The 21,563-nt window shown below is 54.0% G+C and carries 22 protein-coding genes; 10 read left to right on the forward strand and 12 right to left on the reverse strand.

Annotation, left to right across the window (positions count from 1 at the left end):
* Positions 1 to 4: 4 nt before the first annotated feature.
* Positions 5 to 1,405 (reverse strand): chromosomal replication initiator protein DnaA, encoded by a 1,401-nt coding sequence (gene dnaA, locus ABLV17_RS03125; protein WP_015703901.1) that lies wholly within the window; start codon positions 1,403 to 1,405, stop codon positions 5 to 7.
* Between the two features lie 619 nt (positions 1,406 to 2,024).
* Between dnaA and rpmH the strand changes: the two genes are divergently transcribed.
* The 9 genes from rpmH (at position 2,025) to ABLV17_RS03170 (ending at position 9,723) form a co-directional block, all read left to right on the forward strand.
* Entirely contained in the window at positions 2,025 to 2,165 is a 141-nt protein-coding gene (rpmH, locus tag ABLV17_RS03130; protein ID WP_015369029.1) for a 50S ribosomal protein L34, read from the forward strand.
* Positions 2,166 to 2,180: 15 nt separating this feature from the next.
* On the forward strand, positions 2,181 to 2,540 hold the full coding sequence (rnpA, locus tag ABLV17_RS03135; protein ID WP_015703902.1) for a ribonuclease P protein component: 360 nt from the start codon (positions 2,181 to 2,183) through the stop codon (positions 2,538 to 2,540).
* Positions 2,504 to 2,761 (forward strand): membrane protein insertion efficiency factor YidD, encoded by a 258-nt coding sequence (gene yidD / locus ABLV17_RS03140; protein ID WP_015703903.1) that lies wholly within the window; start codon positions 2,504 to 2,506, stop codon positions 2,759 to 2,761. The genes rnpA and yidD overlap by 37 nt, the downstream gene beginning before the upstream one ends.
* A gap of 2 nt (positions 2,762 to 2,763) precedes the next feature.
* Positions 2,764 to 4,410 carry a membrane protein insertase YidC gene (yidC, locus tag ABLV17_RS03145; RefSeq protein ID WP_015369027.1) on the forward strand — a complete coding sequence of 549 codons (1,647 nt, stop codon included), beginning with the start codon at positions 2,764 to 2,766 and terminating at the stop codon, positions 4,408 to 4,410.
* A gap of 140 nt (positions 4,411 to 4,550) precedes the next feature.
* Positions 4,551 to 5,915: a tRNA uridine-5-carboxymethylaminomethyl(34) synthesis GTPase MnmE gene (gene mnmE, locus ABLV17_RS03150; RefSeq protein ID WP_087858872.1), complete on the forward strand. Its 1,365-nt coding sequence runs from the start codon at positions 4,551 to 4,553 to the stop codon at positions 5,913 to 5,915.
* Positions 5,916 to 6,112: 197 nt separating this feature from the next.
* Positions 6,113 to 7,297 carry an MFS transporter gene (locus ABLV17_RS03155; RefSeq protein ID WP_271032426.1) on the forward strand — a complete coding sequence of 395 codons (1,185 nt, stop codon included), beginning with the start codon at positions 6,113 to 6,115 and terminating at the stop codon, positions 7,295 to 7,297.
* Positions 7,266 to 8,225, forward strand: a complete 960-nt coding sequence (gene yidZ, locus ABLV17_RS03160) for an HTH-type transcriptional regulator YidZ (protein WP_047044600.1) — start codon at positions 7,266 to 7,268, stop codon at positions 8,223 to 8,225. The genes ABLV17_RS03155 and yidZ overlap by 32 nt, the downstream gene beginning before the upstream one ends.
* 309 nt (positions 8,226 to 8,534) lie before the next feature.
* Positions 8,535 to 9,119, forward strand: a complete 585-nt coding sequence (locus ABLV17_RS03165; protein ID WP_161798780.1) for a hypothetical protein — start codon at positions 8,535 to 8,537, stop codon at positions 9,117 to 9,119.
* 37 nt (positions 9,120 to 9,156) lie between these two features.
* Positions 9,157 to 9,723, forward strand: coding sequence for an NADPH-dependent FMN reductase (locus tag ABLV17_RS03170; protein WP_045378124.1), 567 nt, complete (start codon positions 9,157 to 9,159; stop codon positions 9,721 to 9,723).
* A gap of 45 nt (positions 9,724 to 9,768) precedes the next feature.
* Here the strand turns inward: ABLV17_RS03170 and ABLV17_RS03175 are convergent, their stop codons facing one another.
* Positions 9,769 to 11,106 carry an NCS2 family permease gene (locus tag ABLV17_RS03175; RefSeq protein WP_015369021.1) on the reverse strand — a complete coding sequence of 446 codons (1,338 nt, stop codon included), beginning with the start codon at positions 11,104 to 11,106 and terminating at the stop codon, positions 9,769 to 9,771.
* Between the two features lie 170 nt (positions 11,107 to 11,276).
* Between ABLV17_RS03175 and yieH the strand changes: the two genes are divergently transcribed.
* The gene (yieH, locus tag ABLV17_RS03180) at positions 11,277 to 11,942 is read left to right on the forward strand and encodes a 6-phosphogluconate phosphatase (RefSeq protein WP_308958306.1); all 666 of its coding nucleotides are present in this window, start codon (positions 11,277 to 11,279) and stop codon (positions 11,940 to 11,942) included.
* Between the two features lie 69 nt (positions 11,943 to 12,011).
* Here yieH and ABLV17_RS03185 read toward each other — a convergent pair whose 3' ends face one another.
* From ABLV17_RS03185 to ABLV17_RS03230, 10 genes are all read right to left on the reverse strand, one after another.
* Complete coding sequence (locus ABLV17_RS03185) at positions 12,012 to 12,731, reverse strand: glucosamine-6-phosphate deaminase (RefSeq protein ID WP_308958307.1); 720 nt, start codon at positions 12,729 to 12,731, stop codon at positions 12,012 to 12,014.
* Positions 12,732 to 12,780: 49 nt separating this feature from the next.
* Positions 12,781 to 13,947, reverse strand: coding sequence for an alpha/beta hydrolase-fold protein (locus tag ABLV17_RS03190; protein ID WP_308958308.1), 1,167 nt, complete (start codon positions 13,945 to 13,947; stop codon positions 12,781 to 12,783).
* A gap of 42 nt (positions 13,948 to 13,989) precedes the next feature.
* Entirely contained in the window at positions 13,990 to 15,624 is a 1,635-nt protein-coding gene (locus ABLV17_RS03195) for a carbohydrate porin (protein WP_087858866.1), read from the reverse strand.
* A gap of 76 nt (positions 15,625 to 15,700) precedes the next feature.
* Positions 15,701 to 15,934, reverse strand: a complete 234-nt coding sequence (locus ABLV17_RS03200; RefSeq protein WP_308958309.1) for a hypothetical protein — start codon at positions 15,932 to 15,934, stop codon at positions 15,701 to 15,703.
* 166 nt (positions 15,935 to 16,100) lie between these two features.
* On the reverse strand, positions 16,101 to 16,826 hold the full coding sequence (phoU, locus tag ABLV17_RS03205; RefSeq protein ID WP_004145007.1) for a phosphate signaling complex protein PhoU: 726 nt from the start codon (positions 16,824 to 16,826) through the stop codon (positions 16,101 to 16,103).
* A gap of 49 nt (positions 16,827 to 16,875) precedes the next feature.
* Positions 16,876 to 17,649: a phosphate ABC transporter ATP-binding protein PstB gene (gene pstB / locus ABLV17_RS03210; RefSeq protein WP_015369015.1), complete on the reverse strand. Its 774-nt coding sequence runs from the start codon at positions 17,647 to 17,649 to the stop codon at positions 16,876 to 16,878.
* A 46-nt stretch (positions 17,650 to 17,695) separates the two neighbouring features.
* Positions 17,696 to 18,586 (reverse strand): phosphate ABC transporter permease PstA, encoded by an 891-nt coding sequence (gene pstA, locus ABLV17_RS03215; protein ID WP_045395998.1) that lies wholly within the window; start codon positions 18,584 to 18,586, stop codon positions 17,696 to 17,698.
* Positions 18,586 to 19,545 carry a phosphate ABC transporter permease PstC gene (gene pstC / locus ABLV17_RS03220; RefSeq protein WP_015703914.1) on the reverse strand — a complete coding sequence of 320 codons (960 nt, stop codon included), beginning with the start codon at positions 19,543 to 19,545 and terminating at the stop codon, positions 18,586 to 18,588. Before pstC ends, pstA begins: the two co-directional genes overlap by 1 nt.
* A 125-nt stretch (positions 19,546 to 19,670) precedes the next feature.
* Positions 19,671 to 20,711, reverse strand: coding sequence for a phosphate ABC transporter substrate-binding protein PstS (gene pstS, locus ABLV17_RS03225; protein ID WP_015369012.1), 1,041 nt, complete (start codon positions 20,709 to 20,711; stop codon positions 19,671 to 19,673).
* 226 nt (positions 20,712 to 20,937) lie between these two features.
* The gene (locus ABLV17_RS03230) at positions 20,938 to 21,516 is read right to left on the reverse strand and encodes a hypothetical protein (protein WP_032709505.1); all 579 of its coding nucleotides are present in this window, start codon (positions 21,514 to 21,516) and stop codon (positions 20,938 to 20,940) included.
* Positions 21,517 to 21,563: the final 47 nt, after the last annotated feature.

Raw genomic sequence — 21,563 nt, forward strand, 5'->3', positions numbered from 1 at the left:
AGCGTCACGAGGATAATGTTCTGATTAAATTGGAAAAATCTTCTTTAATATCGTGGCTTTCTTCACGCAACTGCTCAATCTTACGGCAGGCGTGCAGCACGGTGGTATGGTCGCGGCCGCCAAACGCATCGCCGATTTCCGGCAGGCTGTGGTTGGTCAGCTCTTTGGCCAGCGCCATCGCCATCTGGCGTGGGCGCGCCACCGAACGGGAGCGGCGTTTGGACAGCAGGTCCGCTACCTTAATCTTGTAATACTCCGCCACCGTCTTTTGAATATTGTCGATGGTGACTAATTTTTCCTGCAGCGCCAGTAAATCGCGCAGCGCTTCGCGCACGAAATCAATAGTGATAGCCCGGCCGGTAAAGTTGGCGTTAGCAATGACGCGGTTCAGCGCCCCTTCCAGCTCACGCACATTCGAACGCAGACGCTTGGCGATAAAGAACGCGACTTCGCCCGGCAGGCGGATGTCGTTTTCATCGGCTTTTTTCATCAGGATCGCAACACGGGTTTCCAGTTCAGGCGGCTCGATCGCCACCGTCAGGCCCCAGCCAAAGCGCGATTTCAGACGATCCTCTACGCCGTTGATCTCTTTTGGATAACGATCCGAAGTGAGGATGATCTGCTGATTACCTTCCAGCAAGGCGTTGAAGGTGTGGAAGAACTCTTCCTGTGAACGCTCTTTATTGGCGAAGAACTGAATATCATCGATCAGCAGGGCGTCAACGGAGCGGTAATAGCGTTTAAATTCTTCGATGGCGTTGTTCTGCAGGGCTTTAACCATGTCCTGCACGAAACGCTCGGAGTGCATATAAACCACTTTAGCATTTGGCTTACGCGCCACAATGCCGTTGCCGACGGCGTGTAACAGGTGGGTTTTCCCCAGACCGGTGCCGCCATAAAGGAACAGCGGGTTATACGCGCCGCCAGGGTTATCGGCCACCTGACGCGCCGCCGCGCGTGCCAGCTGGTTAGATTTACCTTCGACGAAGTTATCAAACGTATGCTTGACGTTGACGTTGGAACGGTAGGTTGGCTCTGCCGGCGCCGGAACGTTATCCCAGCCCTGACGGGCGACAGCAGGCGCGACGCGCGCGGTTTGCACCTGAGCGGCCGGGATCGCCGTGGCGACGTTGGCCGTCCCCTGGTGGGACGGCGCCGCAGGCTTCGCGCCCACTTCAAAGCGCAGTTGTGGGGCGTCCGCGCCACAAAAGTCATTGAGGAGCCCATTGATATTATTAAGGTATTTGTCCCTTACCCAATCGAGCACAAAACGGTTTGGCGCATACAGTGCCAGCGTGTTATCGCTCAGTTCCGCCTGCAATGGGCGGATCCACATGCTGAATTCTGTGGCTGGTAACTCATCCTGCAATCGGGCAAGACACTGCTGCCAAAGCGAAAGTGACACGGCGGACTCCACTCGAACATAAAATCGATATAAAAGAAAAACTGAAACAATCGTGATTGTTGGCACACGTCGCAAGACCCTGCATAAGCCGAAAAAGCCCCTGCGCAAAAGGGGTGACGTGCGAACCGCTATTTGCGGTTTTACCCGGGACGGATCCGTGGATCGCGATCGGGACCGGGGATCATAGCCTAAACTGAGAAAGAGATCTTGTGTTTCTCAACAGATTCTTCCCGATTTATCCACAGGAGGATCGAAACCGGGTAAGTGTAATCGATCCTGGCGAGAGTGCGGCACGATTTCGCCCGCATATTGGAAAAATTAATGAGCTATGCCGGTTTTGGATAGAATTGATCTAACAAAGATCCTTTACGATCCTTGCGCTTTACCCGCCAGGCCGTATAATCCCCCACCCGGCGCGTAACGCCCGTTTTCGCAACTCGTCTCAGCTTATTTTTTGTGCGGCAAGGTGCGAGAAATAAGGAAAGAGAATTGACTCCGGAGTGTACAATTATTACAATCCGGCCTCTTTAATCACCCACGCTGAGGCGTAAGTCGTTCGAAGTTCGTTCGGGTCTACGCAAAAGTCAGTGAATTTATTCAAGTTTAGGTAGAAATCGCCATGAAACGCACTTTTCAACCGTCTGTACTGAAGCGCAACCGTTCTCACGGCTTCCGTGCTCGTATGGCTAATAAAAATGGTCGTCAGGTTCTGGCACGTCGTCGTGCTAAAGGCCGCGCTCGTCTGACCGTTTCCAAGTAATAAAGCTAACCCTGCGTGGTTAAGCTAGCATTTCCCAGGGAGTTACGTTTGTTAACTCCCAGTCATTTCACTTTCGTCTTCCAGCAGCCACAACGGGCTGGCACGCCGCAAATCACCATCCTCGGCCGCCTGAATTCGCTGGGGCATCCCCGCATCGGTCTTACCGTCGCCAAGAAAAACGTTAAGCGCGCGCATGAACGCAATCGGATTAAACGTCTGACGCGTGAAAGCTTCCGTTTACGTCAACATGAACTCCCGCCAATGGATTTCGTGGTGGTGGCAAAGAAAGGGGTTGCCGACCTCGATAACCGTGCTCTCTCGGAAGCGTTGGAAAAATTATGGCGCCGCCATTGTCGCCTGGCTCGCGGGTCCTGATAGGCCTTATCAGGGTCTATCAGCGCCTGATTAGTCCGCTACTCGGGCCGCACTGTCGTTTCACGCCAACCTGTTCTCAATACGGAATTGAGGCATTGCGCAGGTTTGGAGTGATAAAAGGCAGTTGGTTGACGGTGAAACGCGTATTAAAATGCCACCCTTTACACCCTGGTGGTGACGACCCCGTCCCGCCTGGACCATTTGATACCAGAGAACACTAACGATGGATTCGCAACGCAATCTTCTTATCATCGCTTTGTTGTTCGTGTCTTTCATGATCTGGCAAGCCTGGGAGCAGGACAAAAATCCGCAAACCCAGCAGCAGACCACGCAGACTACGACCACAGCAGCGGGTAGCGCCGCAGACCAGGGCGTACCGGCCAGTGGCCAGGGGAAACTGATTACGGTTAAAACTGATGTGCTTGATCTGACCATCAACACCAGCGGTGGTGATGTTGAGCAAGCGCTGCTTCCGGCTTACCCGAAAGCGCTGAAATCTACTGAACCGTTCCAGTTACTGGAAACCACGCCACAGTTTATCTATCAGGCACAGAGCGGCTTAACCGGTCGTGACGGCCCGGATAACCCGGCTAACGGCCCGCGTCCGCTGTATAACGCTGATAAAGATGCGTATGTACTGGCAGACGGCCAGAACGAAATCGTTATTCCGCTGACCTACACCGACAAAGCGGGCAACGTCTTCACCAAAACCTTCACCCTGAAACGCGGTGATTATGCGGTGAACGTTGGCTACAACGTGAAAAACGTCGGCGAAAAACCGCTGGAGATCTCCTCCTTCGGTCAGCTCAAGCAAACAGCAGCGCTGCCATCGAGCCGCGATACGCAAACCGGCGGTCTGTCTACCATGCACACCTTCCGTGGCGCGGCGTACTCCACTGCTGATTCGAAATACGAAAAATATAAATTCGATACTATCGTCGACAACGAAAACCTGAACGTCAGCACTAAAGACGGTTGGGTGGCGATGTTGCAGCAGTACTTCACCACCGCGTGGGTTCCGCATAACAACGGCACCAACAACTTCTATACCGCTAACCTCGGTAATGGCGTTGTCGCTATCGGCTACAAATCGCAGCCGGTACTGGTGCAGCCAGGTCAAACCGACAAGCTGGAAAGCGTGCTGTGGGTCGGCCCGGCTCTGCAGGATAAAATGGCTGCCGTCGCGCCGCACCTGGATCTGACCGTCGACTACGGCTGGTTGTGGTTCATCTCCCAACCGCTGTTTAAGCTGCTGAAATTCATCCACGGCTTCCTCGGCAACTGGGGTTTCTCAATTATCGTCATCACCTTTATCGTTCGTGGCATCATGTACCCGCTGACTAAAGCGCAGTACACCTCCATGGCGAAGATGCGTATGCTGCAGCCGAAGATTCAGGCAATGCGCGAGCGTCTGGGCGACGATAAACAACGTCAAAGCCAGGAAATGATGGCGCTGTATAAAGCAGAAAAAGTTAACCCGCTGGGTGGCTGCTTCCCGCTGATTATTCAGATGCCAATCTTCCTTGCGCTGTACTACATGCTGAGCGCCTCGGTTGAACTGCGTCATGCGCCGTTTATCCTGTGGATCCACGACCTGTCCGCGCAAGACCCGTACTACATCCTGCCGATCATCATGGGCGCGACCATGTTCTTCATCCAGAAGATGTCGCCGACCACCGTGACCGACCCGATGCAGCAGAAGATCATGACCTTTATGCCGGTCATCTTCACGGTGTTCTTCCTGTGGTTCCCGTCTGGTCTGGTGGTGTACTACATCGTCAGCAACCTGGTAACCATTATTCAGCAGCAGCTGATTTACCGTGGTCTGGAGAAGCGTGGCCTGCATAGCCGCGAGAAGAAAAAATCCTGATTCGGTGTAGGCCGGATAAGGCGAAGCCGCCATCCGGCAATGCGCGCCGGGTTGCCTGATGGCGCTAACGCTTATCAGGCCTACAATCAAAAGGCGGTCGAATGACCGCCTTTTTTTATTGCGATTTGAAGAGACATATCATGAGCCATAACGACACTATCGTCGCCCAGGCAACCCCTCCGGGACGCGGGGGTGTGGGCATCCTGCGTATCTCCGGCCTTAAGGCGCGCGACGTCGCGCAGGCGGTACTCGGCAAGCTGCCGAAGCCGCGCTATGCCGACTATCTGCCGTTCAAAGACGCCGACGGTACGCCGCTGGACCAGGGGATTGCGCTGTGGTTCCCGGGACCCAACTCCTTTACCGGCGAAGATGTCCTCGAACTGCAGGGCCACGGCGGCCCGGTCATTCTGGATCTGCTGCTCAAACGTATTCTGACGTTGCCCGGCGTTCGCATCGCCAATCCGGGCGAGTTTTCCGAGCGCGCGTTCCTCAACGACAAGCTCGACCTGGCGCAGGCAGAGGCCATCGCCGACCTTATCGACGCCAGCTCAGAGCAGGCGGCCCGTTCGGCGTTGAACTCCTTGCAAGGGGCCTTCTCCGCGCGTGTGAACCATCTTGTGGAAGCGCTCACTCACCTGCGCATCTACGTGGAAGCGGCGATTGATTTCCCGGATGAAGAAATTGATTTCCTCTCCGACGGTAAAATTGAAGCCCAACTGAACGACGTGATCGCCGATCTCGACGCCGTCCGCGCCGAAGCCCGTCAGGGCAGCCTGCTGCGTGAAGGGATGAAAGTGGTGATCGCCGGACGGCCTAACGCCGGTAAATCCAGCCTGCTCAACGCGCTGGCCGGCCGTGAAGCGGCGATCGTCACCGATATCGCCGGCACCACCCGCGACGTACTGCGCGAGCATATTCATATCGACGGTATGCCGCTGCATATCATCGATACCGCAGGCCTGCGTGACGCCAGCGATGAAGTGGAGCGCATCGGCATCGAACGCGCCTGGCAGGAGATCGAGCAGGCGGATCGGGTGCTGTTTATGGTCGACGGCACCACCACCAGCGCCGTTGACCCGGCGGAGATCTGGCCGGACTTTATCGAGCGCCTGCCGGCTAAGCTGCCGATTACCGTGGTGCGTAATAAAGCCGACGTCACCGGCGAAGCGCTGGGGCTCAGCGAAGTAAATGGCCACTCACTGATCCGCCTGTCGGCGCGTACCGGTGAAGGGGTCGAGGTGCTACGCAACCACCTTAAGCAGAGCATGGGCTTCGATACCAACATGGAAGGCGGTTTCCTCGCCCGTCGTCGCCACCTGCAGGCGCTGGAAGCGGCGGCGAACCATCTGCAGCAGGGCAAGGCCCAGCTGCTGGGCGCGTGGGCCGGGGAGCTGCTGGCGGAGGAGCTGCGTCTGTCGCAACAGGCATTAAGCGAAATCACCGGCGAATTTACCTCTGACGACCTGCTGGGCCGCATCTTCTCCAGTTTCTGTATCGGTAAATAAGCGTTACTGGTAAGCATCTACTAACCCGCCATAACGTTCTGTTATGGCGGTTTTTTTTATTTGATTGCCTTAATCACATCAACTCTGTGAGGCAATAACCCGTTTTTCCTTTCAGGAAAAGAGTGTTGTCCAAATGGCAACTCGTACTCCCTGGCGCTAGCCACTATGCTGTACGCCATTCTTATTGCGAGGGTCCTATGGCACGCTTTCTTATCTGCAGTTTCGCATTGGTACTGCTCTATCCATCCGGCATTGATATGTATCTGGTCGGCCTACCGCGTATCGCCCAGGATCTTGGCGCCAGCGAGGCGCAGCTGCATATCGCCTTCTCGGTCTATTTAGCCGGCATGGCTACCGCGATGCTTTTTGCCGGGCGCGCGGCGGATAAATCCGGGCGTAAACCGGTCGCGATTTTCGGCGCCATCACCTTCATACTGGCCTCGCTACTGTGCTCGCAGGCGCATAACAGCACGCATTTCCTGATCGGCCGCTTTATCCAGGGGATCGGCGCGGGAAGCTGCTACGTCGTCGCCTTTGCCGTTCTGCGCGATACGCTGGACGAGCGCCGCCGCGCCAAGGTACTGTCGCTGCTTAATGGCATTACCTGCATTATTCCCGTCCTCGCGCCGGTACTTGGCCATCTGATCATGTTGAAATATCCGTGGCAGAGCCTGTTCTACACCATGACAGGCATGGGGATAATGGTGGGATTATTGTCGGTGTTTATCCTGCGCGAGACGCGCCCGGCAACGCATTTTCAGGCAGGCGCACAGCACAATGGCGCCGCAGAGTCGCTGCTAAACCGTTTTTTCCTCAGCCGTATAGTCATTACGACTCTCAGCGTCACCGCAATTCTGACCTACGTAAACGTCTCACCGGTACTGATGATGGAAGAAATGGGTTTCGACCGCGGAACTTATTCAATGGCGATGGCGCTGATGGCAATGGTCAGCATGGCCGTGTCGTTCTCCACGCCGTTTGCCCTGACGCTGTTTAAACCGCGCACCCTGATGCTGACCTCGCAGACGTTGTTCCTTGTCGCTGGCGTGGTATTGAGCCTCGCCGCCAGCCAGCCCATCACCATGCTGGGATTAGGCATGATCTGCGCGGGTTTCTCGGTTGGCTTTGGCGTCGCGATGAGCCAGGCGTTGGGGCCTTTCACGTTGCGGGCGGGCGTCGCCAGCTCCGCTCTCGGCATCGCTCAGGTCTGTGGTTCTTCGCTGTGGATTTGGCTGGCGGCTATCATCGGGCTGAGCGCCATGAATATGCTGATCGGGATACTCATTGCCTGTAGCATAGTCAGTATTGTTCTGATACTGGTCGTCTCGCCGGCGCGCGCGACGCAAGATAATGAAGAAATCCCTGTCGAGTCTCGATCTTAACTTACTGCTATGTCTGCAGCTTCTGACCCAGGAGCGCAGCGTCACCCGCACGGCGAAACGGATGAACGTTTCGCCGTCGGCGGTGAGTAAATCACTGGCCAAGCTACGCGCCTGGTTTGACGATCCGCTATTTGTTAAAACCCCACTAGGGCTGGCGCCAACGCCGTTAATGAGCAGCATGGAGCAGGATCTTGCTGACTGGATGCAGATGGGCAATCAGATCCTCGATAAACCGCACCATACCATGCCAAGCGGCCTGAAGTTCGAGCTGGCGGCGGAATCGCCGCTGCTGATGATCCTGTTCAACACCCTCTCCCAGCAAATTTATCAACGTTATCCACAGGCGCTGATCCGTTTACGCAACTGGGATTACGACTCGCTGGATGCCATTATTCGCGGCGAGGTTGATATCGGTTTTTGCGGCCGGGAAACCCATCCGCGTTCGCGCGAACAGTTGAGCCTGCTGCCGTGGTATATCGATTTTGATGTCCTGTTTAGCGACCTGCCGCAGGTGTGGCTGCGCGCCGATCATCCGGCGCTTAATGAAGAGTGGAATCTGGAAACATTCCTGCGCTATCCGCACATCAACATCTGCTGGGAACAGAGCGATACCTGGGCGCTGGATGATGTGTTACATGATCTGGGCTACAAGCGCACCGTCGCGCTAACCTTACCCGGCTTTGAACAGTCATTGTTTATGGCGGCGCAGCCGAATCACACCATGATAGCCACCGCGCCGCGCTATTGTCAGCACTATAATCAGCAACACCATCTGCCGCTGGTATCGCGCCCGCTGCCGCTGGAGCCGCAGCTACTGGAAAAAATGCGCGTGCCGTTCACCCTGCTGTGGCATAAGCGTAATAGCTATAATCCAAAGATCGTATGGCTCAGAGAGACCCTTAAACAACTCTATTCCAATACGCTGTAGGGAATTTGCCCATCATCCTCACGTTGTTGCGCAAGAAATTGTAAAAGTCAGACATTATCCCTTCTCAAGGAAGAATTTCCGCATTAAAACCTGCTCATTGTGAGCGATAATATCATTCACAATTTTTATCTCTGACCATTAATCACGGAGCGACGAATGGCAACGCATTTTGCAAGAGGGATACTCAACACCAGGGAGCCGCTATCGACGCGTTTGTCGGCGGCATGTCATCAATCCGCACGTAACCTACCCGAATACCGACAGAGCCGCTATCGCGCCTCGCGTTCGCTGCTCGCTGAACTGCTTTTCATGCTTTATGGTATCGGCGAGCTGCCGGAAATCATCAGCGAACCCAATGGACGGCCCGTATTTCGCGATCCCCACCTTCCCCGCTTTTCCATCTCTTATGCCGGGAATATCGTCGGCGTAGCGCTAACGACCGAAGGTGACTGCGGTCTCGATATGGAACTGCAGCACGCCTCGCGTGGCGTCCATCCGCTACATGCCGCCGATCGCTATGTCTTCAATAGCAATGAGAATTTATGGATTAACATCCAGCACGATCCGGATGAAGCCCGCGCCCAACTGGTCGCGCTGCGCCGCAGCGTGCTGAAGCTCACCGGTGAAGCCCCGGTACGAGTACAACTGCTGCCGGGGTCTGGTCGCCTGCGTACCGCTGGCACCCAATCGATTGAAGCCATCTGTGATGCCGAAACGCTGCTGGTGTGGTCAATTGCCGTCACCCCGAATATCGGGCCGCTGAAGGTCTGGGAATTCGATAGTAAAGAGGGCTGGCGCTGCCTGCCTGATGCGCAAACACGCGCCAAAGAGACTGACGCGCGCCTGATGCGCTTTACCAGCTTACCGGTAGAAAAAGTATTCTCCCTCAACTGACCGGTTTAGCCGGCCATCATGATGCAAAGGAGCACTCATGTCTGATACGTTGAAAGTTGTTACGTTACTCGGAAGTCTGCGCAAAGGTTCTTTTAATGCCATGGTTGCGCGTACGCTGCCAGGCATTGCGCCTGCGGGCATGGAAATCTCCGCGCTGCCGTCGATCGGCGATATCCCGCTGTACGATGCCGATATCCAACAGGAAGAGGGGTTCCCGCAGAGCGTGCAGGAGATCGCGAAACAAATCCGCGAAGCGGACGGCGTGGTGATCGTTACCCCGGAATACAACTACTCGGTACCCGGCGGCCTGAAGAACGCCATCGACTGGCTCTCACGTCTGCCGGAACAGCCGCTGGCCGGTAAGCCGGTGCTGATCCAGACCAGCTCAATGGGCGCTATCGGCGGGGCGCGTTGTCAGTATCATCTGCGCCAGATTCTGGTCTTCCTCGATGCGATGGTGATGAACAAGCCGGAGTTTATGGGCGGCGTGATTCAGAACAAAGTCGATCCGCAGGCAGGGGAAGTGGTCGATCAGAGCACGCTGGACCATCTGCGCGGCCAATTGACCGCCTTTGGCGATTATATTCAGCGGGTTAAAGCATAAAAAAAGCCCGGCAGCGATGCCGGGCTTTCTCATCATGTGTGCGGATCAATGCGCATCGATAAAGACAATTTTCAGCACGAACAGCAGCGAAACGATAATCACGCACGGGCTGAGTTCACGCAGACGGCCGGTACCAATCTTCATCACGCAGTAGGAAATAAAGCCCAGGGCGATACCTTCGGTAATCGAGAAGCTGAACGGCATCATCACCGCGGTGATAAACGCCGGTACCGCTTCCGTCAGGTCATCCCACTTCACGCGCGCCAGACTTGAGGTCATCAGCACGCCAACGTAAATCAGCGCCCCGGCGGCAGCATAGGCCGGAACCATCCCCGCCAGCGGCGACAGGAAGATGACCAGCAGGAACAGGATACCCACGACAACGGCGGTCAGGCCGGTACGCCCGCCAACGGAAACACCGGAGGAGGATTCGATATAGGCCGTAACCGAAGAGGTGCCAATAAAGGAGCCGGCGACGGACGACACGCTATCGACAAACAGCGCCTGCTTCATGCGCGGGAATTTACCCTGCGCATCCGCCAGCCCGGCTTTATCGGTGACGCCAATCAGGGTGCCGGAGGAGTCGAACAGGTTAACCAGCATGAACGAGAAGATCACGCCCGCCAGGCCAAGGTTCAGCGAACCGGCCAGATCGACCTGACCCACAACCGAGGTTACGCTCGGCGGCGCGGAGACGATACCGGTGTAGTGCACATCGCCGAGCATCCAGCCCAACAGGGTGGTAACGACGATAGAGACCAGAACGGCGGCATGAATATTACGCGATGCCAGGATAGCGATAATAAAGAACCCGAGAACGCCCAGCAGCACGCTATGGGAAGTCAGGTTGCCAATGCTGACCAACGTGTCCTGGTTCGCCACGATAACGCCAGCGTTCTTCAGGCCCATCATGCCGATAAACAGCCCGATACCGCTGGTGATACCGACGCGCAGGCTCACCGGGATATTGGCAATCATCCAGTAGCGAACGCGGAAGAGGGTCAGCAGCAGCAGGCCGACGGCGCCCCAGAAAATCGCGCCCATTCCCACCTGCCACGGCAGGCCCATCGCCTGAACCACCACGAAGGCAAAGAAGGCATTCAGACCCATCGCTGGCGCCAGCGCCACCGGCAGATTCGCGAACAGCCCCATCAGGATGCTGCCGAAGGCCGCGATCAGACAGGTGGTCACAAAGACAGCGCTGGTATCCATACCCGCCACGCCAAGAATTTGTGGGTTCACGAAGACGATGTAGACCATCGTCAGGAACGTGGTGAAACCGGCGATCGCTTCAGTGCGCACCGTGGTGCCGTGCTCGCGCAGTTTAAATACGCGCTCCAGCAGACCCTGGCCAGAAGACTGGCTGGTTGGTTGTTGACTCATTATCGGTTTCCGAACGTAAAGGAGGGAAAATTCGAGGCTATCCTATACCAAATTACGGCACCAGGCGCGGTTGTATGGTAATTTTTTTCATTTATTTTGCTTATACGGCAACGATTGCGTCGCGGCATTGAGCATTACGAAAACGTTAAACTTGTTAAACTGGAAAAAGTATGACCCAACCACAAGCAGTATTTTTCGATTGTGACGGCACGCTGGTCGATAGCGAGGTGATTTGCTCACGCGCCTATGTTCACATGTTTCAGGAATTCGGTATTACGCTGGATTTAGCCGAAATTTTTAAGCGCTTCAAGGGCGTTAAGCTGTACGAGATTATCGACACCATCAACGCTGAATATGGCGTTAACCTGCAGAAAGAGACTCTGGAGCCGGTGTATCGCGCCGAAGTCGCCCGTCTGTTCGATAGCGAGCTGGAGATCATTCCCGGCGCCGCTGCGCTGCTGGACGCGGTGAAGATCCCCATGTGCGTGGTGTCGAATGGCCCGGTCAGTAAAATGCAGCATTCGCTCGGTAGAACGCAGATGCTGCACCACTTCCCAGACCGGCTGTACAGCGGTTACGACATTCAGCGCTGGAAACCCGACCCGGCGCTGATGTTCCATGCGGCAGAGGCCATGCAGGTACAAGTCGAAAACTGTATTCTGGTCGATGATTCCAGCGCGGGAGCCCAATCAGGGATCGCCGCGGGTATGGAAGTCTTTTACTTCTGCGCCGACCCGCACAACCAACCGATCAATCATCCAAAAGTAACGACCTTTACCGATTTAGCTGAGCTGCCGGCATTGTGGAGAGCGCGTGGCTGGGATATTACTCGTTAAGACCCGGCGTAGCTACGCTCGGCCGGGCTACGGTTGGTCACAACGGTAGCCCCGCTGGCCAGCGGCTTTTTAGTGCTGCAATTCCGCCGCTGCCGCTTTATCCGCAATAATCACTAACGAAGGGTGCAACTTGAGCACAGAGGCCGGCACCTGTTCGCTGACCGGGCCCTCCACCACCTGCTTTAGCGCTTGCGCCTTCGCCGCGCCGCTGACAATCAGCAGCAGGTTTTTTGCCGCCATCACGCTTTTCGGCCCCATGGTGACATAGCTATCCGGCACCACGTTGAAATCGCCCCCCATCTCACCATTCGCGACAATGCCAACCAGATCCCCATGAATCGGTACTTCAACCGTCTCATCATGAAAACGTGTGGTGTTCGGCAGGTTGCCGCAAAAATGACCGTCGGCGCCCAGCCCCAGCACGACCAGGTCAAGACCGCCGGCCTCTTCGAGGCGGCGATCGTGTTGAGCCGCGTTCTCCAGCGTCAATTTGTGAATATTCTCTTCTTTGATCTGCGCTGGGGTAAAAAACAGCTGGCGCAGGTTGGAAATCGTCACCCCTTCACGCTGCTGGCCGCGAAAAGGTATCTCATCAAAGTTGTAATAGTGAACCCGATCATAGAATGATTTACCTTTGATGGCGGCGGTCAAATGCTCATACATGCGCTTTGGCGTACTCCCCGCCGTCACCGCCAGATTCATCCGTCGCGGCATCGTGATATAGCCTAAAAGATGATGGCAGGCGACCAGGCTCATCTCTTCATAATCATCCGTCACAATCAATTTCATCTCATCTTCCTTTACTGGTTGAGACAGGGGGCGCCATGCCTCCTGACGGTTATTTAAAGAGCTTTTGCACAAACTCGGCATAGGCCGGACGCCAGACGTCCATTTCATGATTCAGGCCGGGATAAGAGTGGTAATCAAATTTGATCTTCTGCTTTTCCAGTTCGCTTTTCAGGCCGGCAATATCTTTGCCAGTGACGGCGTCTTTTTCGCCAACCACCAGCGTAAAGTTACGCAGTTGCTTATTGATGGCGTCAGGATTATTCAACTGCGCCTCCACGCCAGCATCGGGAACCGTGGTTGTCGTAACCCCGCTAAAGGTGGCAAGCCACCCGAAGCTCTCAAGATGGTTCATCCCGGACACCAGCGCCTGATAACCGCCCTGCGACAACCCCGCCAGCGCCCGGCCGTCGGCATCTTTACGCACGCTAAATCGGGAATCGATCAGCGGAATGATGTCGTGCATTAATTCGTTGTCTGCGGCTTTCGCATTGAGTGGATAGAAATTTTTACGCCGCTCCTGCGGCGGGAAGTTTTCCGCGATCGCTTGTGGAATATCGGTTTCGGTATCCGGCACCACCACCAGCATCGGCTTGATTTTGCCCTCCGCCAGCAGGTTATCCATCATTTGCGGGATGCGTCCCTGGTCGATGGCCGACAGACCGCTATCGCCAAAACCGTGGTAGAAGTAGAGCACCGGCAACGGTTCGCCGCTGCCGTTATAACCCGGCGGCGTCCAGACATAGACGCGGCGTTCTGACTTAAGCGCCGTCGAATGGTAGGTGACGGTACGCAGATCGCCGTGCGGGACTGCCCGATCGTCAAGAATGCTGCCGGGCACCAGGATCAGGCTGGTATTCACCTGGCGCTGCGGTTTCTGGTAGCGGCTACCGGTATCGACGGAACGAAAACCGTCCACATCGAAGTAGTACTCATAAAGATTGGCGGCCAGGCGATCGCTTTTCCACGTCCATACGCCCTGGGTGTCTTTGGTCATGTCATGAGAGACAAAGGTATCCGGCGTCGACCCCGTGACGACGGAAACGCGCCTGGCATCGGGGGCAAATAACCGGAAAGTCACGCTGTTATCCGTATTCACCTGAGTAATATATTGGCTGACAGGAATAGCGGCATCAGGCATCGTCGGCAGCGGTGCGGCGTGCGCCGTAAATGTGGCGCCAGCCAGCGCCAGGGCGAAGTAAATTGCATGTCGTTTCATTTTGATTCCTTTTTACGTTTTTATTAGCAGGCGCTTGCGGCCTTACCACCAAATTTCGGCCTGCGCGCCGAGGGCGAATTGGTCGTTCTTGCCATCTTCAAAAACCGCGGTGGTATTGTTAGCAGCCTTATCCAGATCGATATCTTCGGCTTTAATATAAGTCGCATAAAAACGGATTTCCGGGCGCGAGGTCAGCATACTGGTATTTACTTTGAAGGTATGGAATAAGGTGGTCTTATAACCGGATTCGTTATATTTCTTACCCGTCACATCTTTGTTCTGCTGTTTGAAGTATCCCAGCTCAACGCCGGTCTGATTATATTTATTCCAGATATATGCCGGACGAACCACGGCGCGAATAGATTCAAAATCTGAATGGGCGCCGGTTTCATAGCTATAAACGTCATTACCAAATGAATAAACGATCGCATTAGCCATAATGACATCATCGCGCAGATAGGTTTCCCCCTGTGAGGTTAAGCGTACGGCGGTGCCGTTGGTATGATCGCCATAATAGCGCCCATTATTGGTGGTATACGGGCTCGATCCGGCATAGCGCGAGAAGCTGCTGGCGATGGAGTTGTTCGCCAGTAATAATGAGAATTCGTTAAAGCCGCCGTTATCAAATTTCTGCGTTAACGAAGTTCCCACCATCCAGGTATCTTTCCATTGATAGTAACCTTCATTCCCCTCTTTATATTTCTCTGATGAACTCTGATTCGCAGCGACATAGCGCCCGCTCACCATCAGCGAGGCTTTATCCCACAGCGGAATATCTTTGTAACGTACATCCAGGGTATTGGTATTAATTTGCTGCTTATTGGTCAAAGAGCGGTCGTAGTCATCGATGTCTTCGCGCACCAGCGCGATATCAAATTTACCGGCGCCCACCTTCCAGTTTTCAAGCCCTACGCCAGCTGCCGCATCGGTTCTTTGCGTTTTCCAGTCCAGCATCTGGATCTCGATTTTCGGCGCGCCGTGCTTACCGACCCAGAAATCCGCTTCCGGGGCAAACGGTAGAAAGCCTTTGGTGTTGACGTACATATCCGAGAACTGAAGGTAGTTTTCGCCGCCGGCATTGTCACCAAACCAGCCGGTAGAATATTGCTGACCCACGTTGCCATCGAGCATCACGATGGCGTCCACACGTTTATCGCCTTCCTGAAAAACGCGCTGTTTAAGCTGTAAATCAAACCAGCCGGAATACTCGTTACCCAAACGGCCAAGCGAGCCGATGGCCCACGATTTTGGCGAGCCGTGCGAGGCAGTTCCCCAGCCAGAACGGTAATAGCCGTTATAGCTAAAGCCAATTTCATCTTTCACGAATTTGCTAAAATCTTTCAGCGTCATGGCGCTATAGGCAGGCTCACCGCCCTGCTCGGATTGTTCATTTTTGACCAGCACCGCATCCGGCTTAGCGTCCGCTTTGGTCGCCGTGGGCGCTTCCGCGCTCCGGCTCTTCTGGCTATTTACCGGTTGCGACCAGGCGGCCCAGACCTGGTTCCTTTTTTTCTCCTGATCCTGATATTTCTTGAGTTCTTTTTGTGTGTCCTGAAGCGCTTTTTCCAGAAGCTCCAGCCGTTGTTCAACCGTAAGTTGCCCGGCAATAAGATTTGTTGAATAAGAAAGCGGCGCCAGCAAAACCATCGCCGAAGCGATCATATTTCTTCTAATCATAATAATCCCTTATATAAGCATTGGCGTAAATGAAACACGTAATTAATAAATGGCGTTATGTTTTTAATAAACTGCATTAATACCATTCCACGTAACTGCAGCTTTTATTTTCATGCCGAATAAGTGGCAAAAAAAACCTGAAGGAGACCATCTGCATTAACAGATAATCCTCTTCAGGTTTTGCCCGCTCATCGCGGTAACAACCCTTATCAGCAAACCATTCAGCGTCTAAAACAAAAAAACCTGACATCGCCGCCTGGAGCAATATCAGGTTTTGCCTGCTGTCGCAGTAACAATCCATTTTAACCATCTGAGCTTCAGCGCTCAGTCAGTGAGAGGGATTGTTACGCGAGAAAATTTAAAACTCAAATAGTCAGAGTATTAATTGTGACGATAATCGCAGCAATATGTCTGCTATGCGCAAAATCATAGTTGATTCTGATAATTTCCTTTACCAGAATCAACCATCGTGATCTTTACTCTTTCGGATCTTTACCCGCGAGCAGCTTATCCAGTTCGTCGCCGCCTACGTGACGGAAATCCTGGCCTTTAACGAAGTAGAAAATATATTCGCAGATATTCTGGCAGCGATCGCCGATACGTTCGATGGAGCGCGCGCAGAACAGCGCGGTCAGGACGCTCGGAATGGTACGTGAATCTTCCATCATATAGGTCATCAGTTGACGCACGATGCCTTCATACTCCTGGTCGACTTTCTTGTCTTCACGATAGATACGTACCGCTTCATCGAGATCCATACGCGCAAAGGCATCCAGTACATCATGCAGCATCTGCACGGTATGGCGGCCCAGCGACTCCAGGCTCACCAGCAGCGGCTGGTGCTGCTGGGAAAACTTCTCCAGCGCGGTGCGGCAGATTTTATCCGCCACGTCGCCAATACGTTCCAGCTCGGCGATAGTCTTGATGATCGCCATCACCAGCCGCAGGTCGCTGGCGGTCGGCTGACGTTTAGCGATGATGCGCACACAGGCCTCGTCGATCGCCACTTCCATCATATTGACCTGCTTGTCGCCGTCGATTACGCGCTTCGCCAGATCGCTGTCCTGATTATGCATCGCGGTGATCGCATCAGAAAGCTGCTGCTCCACCAGCCCACCCATGGTCATCACCTGGGTGCGAATGTACTCCAGCTCTGCGTTGAACTGGCCGGAAATATGTTTATTAAGATTTAAGTTATCCATGATGTCTCCTGATTGCCCATCGGGTTAGCACCTGAAAGCAGAAGGGCAATCAACCGTAGCGGCCAGTAATATAATCTTCAGTTTGCTTCTTAGCGGGCTTGGTAAACAGATCGTCCGTGTTGCTGAATTCAATCAGCTCGCCAAGATACATAAATGCCGTATGGTCGGAACAACGCGCAGCCTGCTGCATGTTGTGGGTAACGATAACGACGGTGTAATCCTGCTTCAGCTCGGTGATAAGCTCCTCAATACGCCCGGTGGAGATGGGATCCAGCGCTGAGCAAGGTTCATCGAGTAGCAGCACTTCCGGGCGAATCGCGATACCGCGGGCAATACACAGACGCTGCTGCTGACCACCGGAGAGAGAATACCCGCTCTGGTGCAGTTTATCTTTGGTTTCATTCCATAATGCGGCTTTGGTCAACGCCCACTGCACGCGCTCGTCCATATCGGCGCGCGACAGCTTCTCAAACAGGCGCACGCCGAAGGCGATGTTGTCGTAGATGGACATCGGGAACGGCGTCGGCTTCTGGAATACCATCCCTACTTTCGCGCGCAGCAGGGCGATATCCTGGGTATTGGTGAGAATATTGTCGCCATCCAGCAGAATTTCGCCTTCCGCACGCTGCTCCGGGTACAGCTCAAACATCTTGTTGAACGTACGCAGCAGAGTGGATTTACCGCAGCCTGACGGGCCGATAAACGCCGTCACCTGGTTCTTAGCAATATCCAGGTTGATGTTCTTCAGGGCATGGAATTTGCCGTAGTAGAAGTTCAGGTCACGAACTGAAATTTTACCCGGATTCGCGTTCACCATACTCATCTCAATCTCTTCCTCATTCGGCGCCGCTTAGGCCGCGCCGCAAAAATTAACCGTGTTTCTTCTTCGCGAAGACAACGCGCGCCAGAATATTCAGCAGCAAGACGCACAGGGTGATAATCAATACCCCGGCCCAAGCCAGTTGCTGCCATTCCGCGAACGGACTCATGGCAAATTTAAAAATGGTCACCGGCAGGTTGGCGATCGGCTGCATCATATCGGTGCTCCAGAACTGGTTGGAGAGCGCGGTGAACAGCAGCGGCGCCGTCTCCCCGGCGATACGGGCAATGGCCAGCAGGATACCGGTCATAATGCCGGATACCGACGCCTTAAGGGTGATCGCGGAAATCATCTTCCACTTCGGCGTCCCCAGCGCATAGGCTGCTTCACGCAGGCTATCCGGCACCAGTTTCAGCATGTTTTCAGTGGTACGAATCACGATTGGCACCTGCAGCAGCGCCAGCGCGATAACGCCCGCCCAGCCGGAGAAGTGCTGCATCTGCGCCACTACGATGGTGTAGACGAACAGCCCCACGACGATAGATGGCGCGGAAAGCAGAATATCGTTGATAAAGCGGATGATTTCCGCCAGTACCGACTTTCTGCCGTACTCCGCCAGATAGATACCGGCCATGATGCCAAGCGGCGTACCAAAAACGGTCGCCCACAGGATCAGCAGGCCGCTGCCCGCCAGGGCATTCGCCAGACCGCCGCCCGCGGTATTCGGCGGCGGCGTCATTTCGGTAAACAGCGCCAGACTCATGCCGTCGATGCCACGCGTGATGGTCGACATCAGGATCCAGATAAGCCAGAAGAGACCAAACGCCATAGTTGCCATCGACAGGGTCAGGGCAATGCGGTTCTTCAGGCGGCGTTTAGCCTGCATCTTGCGACGGGATTCCGCCAGTTCAGCGGTGGTTTGCAATTCGATCGTTGCCATTAGCGAGCCCCCTCGTTCTTAGCGAGACGCATAATCATGAACTTCGACGCGGCCAGAACGATAAAGGTGATAACGAACAGGATCAGACCCAGTTCCATCAGCGCCGCTACGTGCAGGCCGCTTTCCGCTTCCGCGAATTCATTGGCCAGCGCCGAGGTAATACTGTTGCCCGGCATATACAACGAAGCGCTGTCTAGCTGATAGGTGTTACCGATGATAAAGGTGACGGCCATGGTTTCACCCAGCGCGCGCCCCAGGCCGAGCATGACGCCGCCGATCACCCCGTTTTTGGTGAACGGCAGCACGATGCGCCAAATCACCTCCCACGTGGTGCAGCCAATCCCATATGCGGACTCTTTCATCATCACCGGAGTCTGCTCGAAGACATCGCGCATTACGGCGGCGATATAAGGAATGATCATGATGGCCAGAATGACGCCGGCCGCCAGGATGCCAATACCGAATGCCGGGCCGGCAAACAGCGCGCCGACAAAGGGGATCGTCGAAAGGACGTTGCCGACTGGTTCCTGGAAGTAAGTCGCAAACAGCGGGGCGAAAATAAACAGGCCCCACATGCCGTATACGATACTCGGGATCGCCGCCAGCAGCTCAATAGCAATACCCAGCGGGCGTTTTAGCCAGGCTGGGGAGAGTTCAGTCAGGAACAGCGCGATGCCGAAGCTCACCGGAACGGCGATCAACAACGCGATAATTGAGGTAACCAGGGTCCCGTAAATCGGTACCAGCGCACCGAAGATCTCATTCGGCGCATCCCACTCTTTGGTCCACAAAAAGGAAAAGCCAAATTTCTGAATACTTGGCCATGAAGAGATGATGAGGGAGACGATGATGCCACCCAGCATCAATAGCACAATCAGCGCAGCCAGTTTTACCAGCGCGCTGAAGATCATGTCACCCTTTTTCCCCGGAGGGTTGAATGCCGGCTTGGTTGCAGCCATAGGTTACTCTTTAAGTTCGGGCCCAAAAACCCAGCATTTTACTGAGCTTACGGGCAAAGGTAATGCTATACCCGAAATAATTCGAGCTGCAGGAAGCTCGCCGGCAGCTCGACATTCCGCGGGTATTAGTACAGCGCTTTACCGCTGCTGTCTTTCACGTTGGTTTTCCATGCGGCGCGTACCTGCTCAACCACGCTATCCGGCAGGCTGGCGTAATCCAGCGCATTCGCTTCTTTGCCGCCGTTTTTATATGCCCAGTCGAAGAACTTCAGCACTTCCGCGGTATTCTCCGGCTTATTGGAGGCCTTGTGGACGAGGATGAAAGTGGTTGAGGTGATCGGCCATGCATTTTCACCTTTCTGGTTAGTCAGGTCCTGAGCGAAGGACTTGCTCCAGTCGATACCTTTCGCCGCATTAGCGAAGTTATCTTCCGTCGGGCTGACCGGCTTGCCGTCAGCGGACAGCAGTTTGGTGTAGGCCAGGTTATTCTGCTTAGCGTAAGCATACTCGACATAGCCGATAGCGCCCGGCAGACGCTGAACGAAGGCCGCGATACCGTCGTTGCCTTTACCGCCCAGACCGGTCGGCCAGTTTACGGTAGAGCCTGCGCCAATTTTAGATTTCCACTCTTCGTTCACTTTCGCCAGATAGCTGGTGAAGACGAAAGAAGTACCGGAACCATCCGCGCGGCGAACCACGGCGATGTTCTGAGCCGGCAGCTTCAGGCCAGGGTTGAGTTTAGCGATCGCTTCGTCATCCCATTTTTTGATTTTGCCCAGATAGATGTCGCCAAGGGTTTTACCATCGAGCACCAGCTCGCCGGATTTAACGCCCGGCAGGTTAACCGCCAGCACCACGCCACCGATAACGGTCGGGAACTGGAACAGGCCTTCCTGCGCCAGTTTGTCATCAGCCAGAGGAGCATCAGAAGCACCAAAATCCACGGTGTTGGCAATAATCTGTTTAACGCCGCCAGAGGAACCGATACCCTGGTAGTTAACTTTATTGCCCGTTTCTTTCTGATAGGTATCAGCCCATTTGGCATACACCGGAGCAGGGAAAGTTGCACCTGCGCCAGTCAGGCTTGCTGCTGCGAAAGCAGAGAAAGCGCTCATCGATAAGGTCGCGGCGACAACTGTTGCGACGGTGGTACGCATAACGTTCATAATGTCTCCTGCTGGGATTCGTAAACCGTTGTTTCGAAGCTATGGTGAGCAAAATAGGACAAACAGGTGACAGTAAAATGTACGAATTATGACAGTTTTATGACACACCAGGGTAAAGTAAGAAAACCTAAAATAAAATTAATTAAATCAATTGATTACACTTTTATCTTTTGGTCATATGACAGGAAGTTTTTGCTTTTATTACATGATTATGGATAGCGTAAAATCATCTGGCAACATTGAGATGTTGGGCAACCATAGCAAGCCTGATCGTACGGCGATAAAGCGTAAACAGTGTAAAAGCCGTTCCATTCATCAATCTACGGCCTAACCAGAGTACGGCTATCTCACACATAAAAAGAATGACCTTATTGGCAGCAATAGCTTCATCTGCGATGACGGCAAGCGCCAGGACTAGACAAAAAACAAACAAATTGGCGAGATACAGGTACATAAAAATACGTAATCCAACAGCATGACCTCGACCTACTAACCCTGCAGCTAAGCTGGTTATAACAATAACCCCTAATAGCAGCGGAAAGTAGAAAGCCAGAAAACGGGGCGGAGTAAGTTGGAGACTCTGCAATATAAAAGCCGCATTAACTGAAAAAATAACAATTAATATCAAATAAATACAAGCAGGAACTAGCGGAGAAGGTGATAAGCGTTGCCCATGAGACAAACTCATCATATCTGTTGTTGTATGCTGCGCGATCTCATCTCTATCTCTTCGCTTGATAAGTTGATCGATTTCCACACCATGCTTGAGAAGCGCTAAGAAATTATTACCACATAAGTTTTTCATTTTAGAATCGCCACTGAGTAAATTTCATTGGTTTCTATAAGCAATGG

The organism is Klebsiella sp. CN_Kp091 (assembly GCF_040065095.1).
In the GTDB taxonomy this organism is placed as follows: domain Bacteria; phylum Pseudomonadota; class Gammaproteobacteria; order Enterobacterales; family Enterobacteriaceae; genus Klebsiella; species Klebsiella aerogenes.

What these genes read in the sequence shown, in the direction of transcription:
- rpmH (WP_015369029.1), top strand. Translation starts at nt 2,025, where the DNA reads ATGAAACGCACTTTTCAACCGTCTGTACTGAAGCGCAACCGTTCTCAC.
- yidZ (WP_047044600.1), top strand. Translation starts at nt 7,266, where the DNA reads ATGAAGAAATCCCTGTCGAGTCTCGATCTTAACTTACTGCTATGTCTG.
- phoU (WP_004145007.1), bottom strand. Translation starts at nt 16,826, where the DNA reads ATGGATAACTTAAATCTTAATAAACATATTTCCGGCCAGTTCAACGCA.
- ABLV17_RS03200 (WP_308958309.1), bottom strand. Translation starts at nt 15,934, where the DNA reads ATGGTTAAAATGGATTGTTACTGCGACAGCAGGCAAAACCTGATATTG.
- ABLV17_RS03195 (WP_087858866.1), bottom strand. Translation starts at nt 15,624, where the DNA reads ATGATTAGAAGAAATATGATCGCTTCGGCGATGGTTTTGCTGGCGCCG.
- ABLV17_RS03175 (WP_015369021.1), bottom strand. Translation starts at nt 11,106, where the DNA reads ATGAGTCAACAACCAACCAGCCAGTCTTCTGGCCAGGGTCTGCTGGAG.
- pstS (WP_015369012.1), bottom strand. Translation starts at nt 20,711, where the DNA reads ATGAACGTTATGCGTACCACCGTCGCAACAGTTGTCGCCGCGACCTTA.
- pstC (WP_015703914.1), bottom strand. Translation starts at nt 19,545, where the DNA reads ATGGCTGCAACCAAGCCGGCATTCAACCCTCCGGGGAAAAAGGGTGAC.
- mnmE (WP_087858872.1), top strand. Translation starts at nt 4,551, where the DNA reads ATGAGCCATAACGACACTATCGTCGCCCAGGCAACCCCTCCGGGACGC.
- yidD (WP_015703903.1), top strand. Translation starts at nt 2,504, where the DNA reads ATGGCGCCGCCATTGTCGCCTGGCTCGCGGGTCCTGATAGGCCTTATC.
- pstB (WP_015369015.1), bottom strand. Translation starts at nt 17,649, where the DNA reads ATGAGTATGGTGAACGCGAATCCGGGTAAAATTTCAGTTCGTGACCTG.
- ABLV17_RS03170 (WP_045378124.1), top strand. Translation starts at nt 9,157, where the DNA reads ATGTCTGATACGTTGAAAGTTGTTACGTTACTCGGAAGTCTGCGCAAA.
- yieH (WP_308958306.1), top strand. Translation starts at nt 11,277, where the DNA reads ATGACCCAACCACAAGCAGTATTTTTCGATTGTGACGGCACGCTGGTC.
- ABLV17_RS03230 (WP_032709505.1), bottom strand. Translation starts at nt 21,516, where the DNA reads ATGAAAAACTTATGTGGTAATAATTTCTTAGCGCTTCTCAAGCATGGT.
- ABLV17_RS03190 (WP_308958308.1), bottom strand. Translation starts at nt 13,947, where the DNA reads ATGAAACGACATGCAATTTACTTCGCCCTGGCGCTGGCTGGCGCCACA.
- ABLV17_RS03155 (WP_271032426.1), top strand. Translation starts at nt 6,113, where the DNA reads ATGGCACGCTTTCTTATCTGCAGTTTCGCATTGGTACTGCTCTATCCA.
- yidC (WP_015369027.1), top strand. Translation starts at nt 2,764, where the DNA reads ATGGATTCGCAACGCAATCTTCTTATCATCGCTTTGTTGTTCGTGTCT.
- ABLV17_RS03165 (WP_161798780.1), top strand. Translation starts at nt 8,535, where the DNA reads ATGCTTTATGGTATCGGCGAGCTGCCGGAAATCATCAGCGAACCCAAT.
- pstA (WP_045395998.1), bottom strand. Translation starts at nt 18,586, where the DNA reads ATGGCAACGATCGAATTGCAAACCACCGCTGAACTGGCGGAATCCCGT.
- ABLV17_RS03185 (WP_308958307.1), bottom strand. Translation starts at nt 12,731, where the DNA reads ATGAAATTGATTGTGACGGATGATTATGAAGAGATGAGCCTGGTCGCC.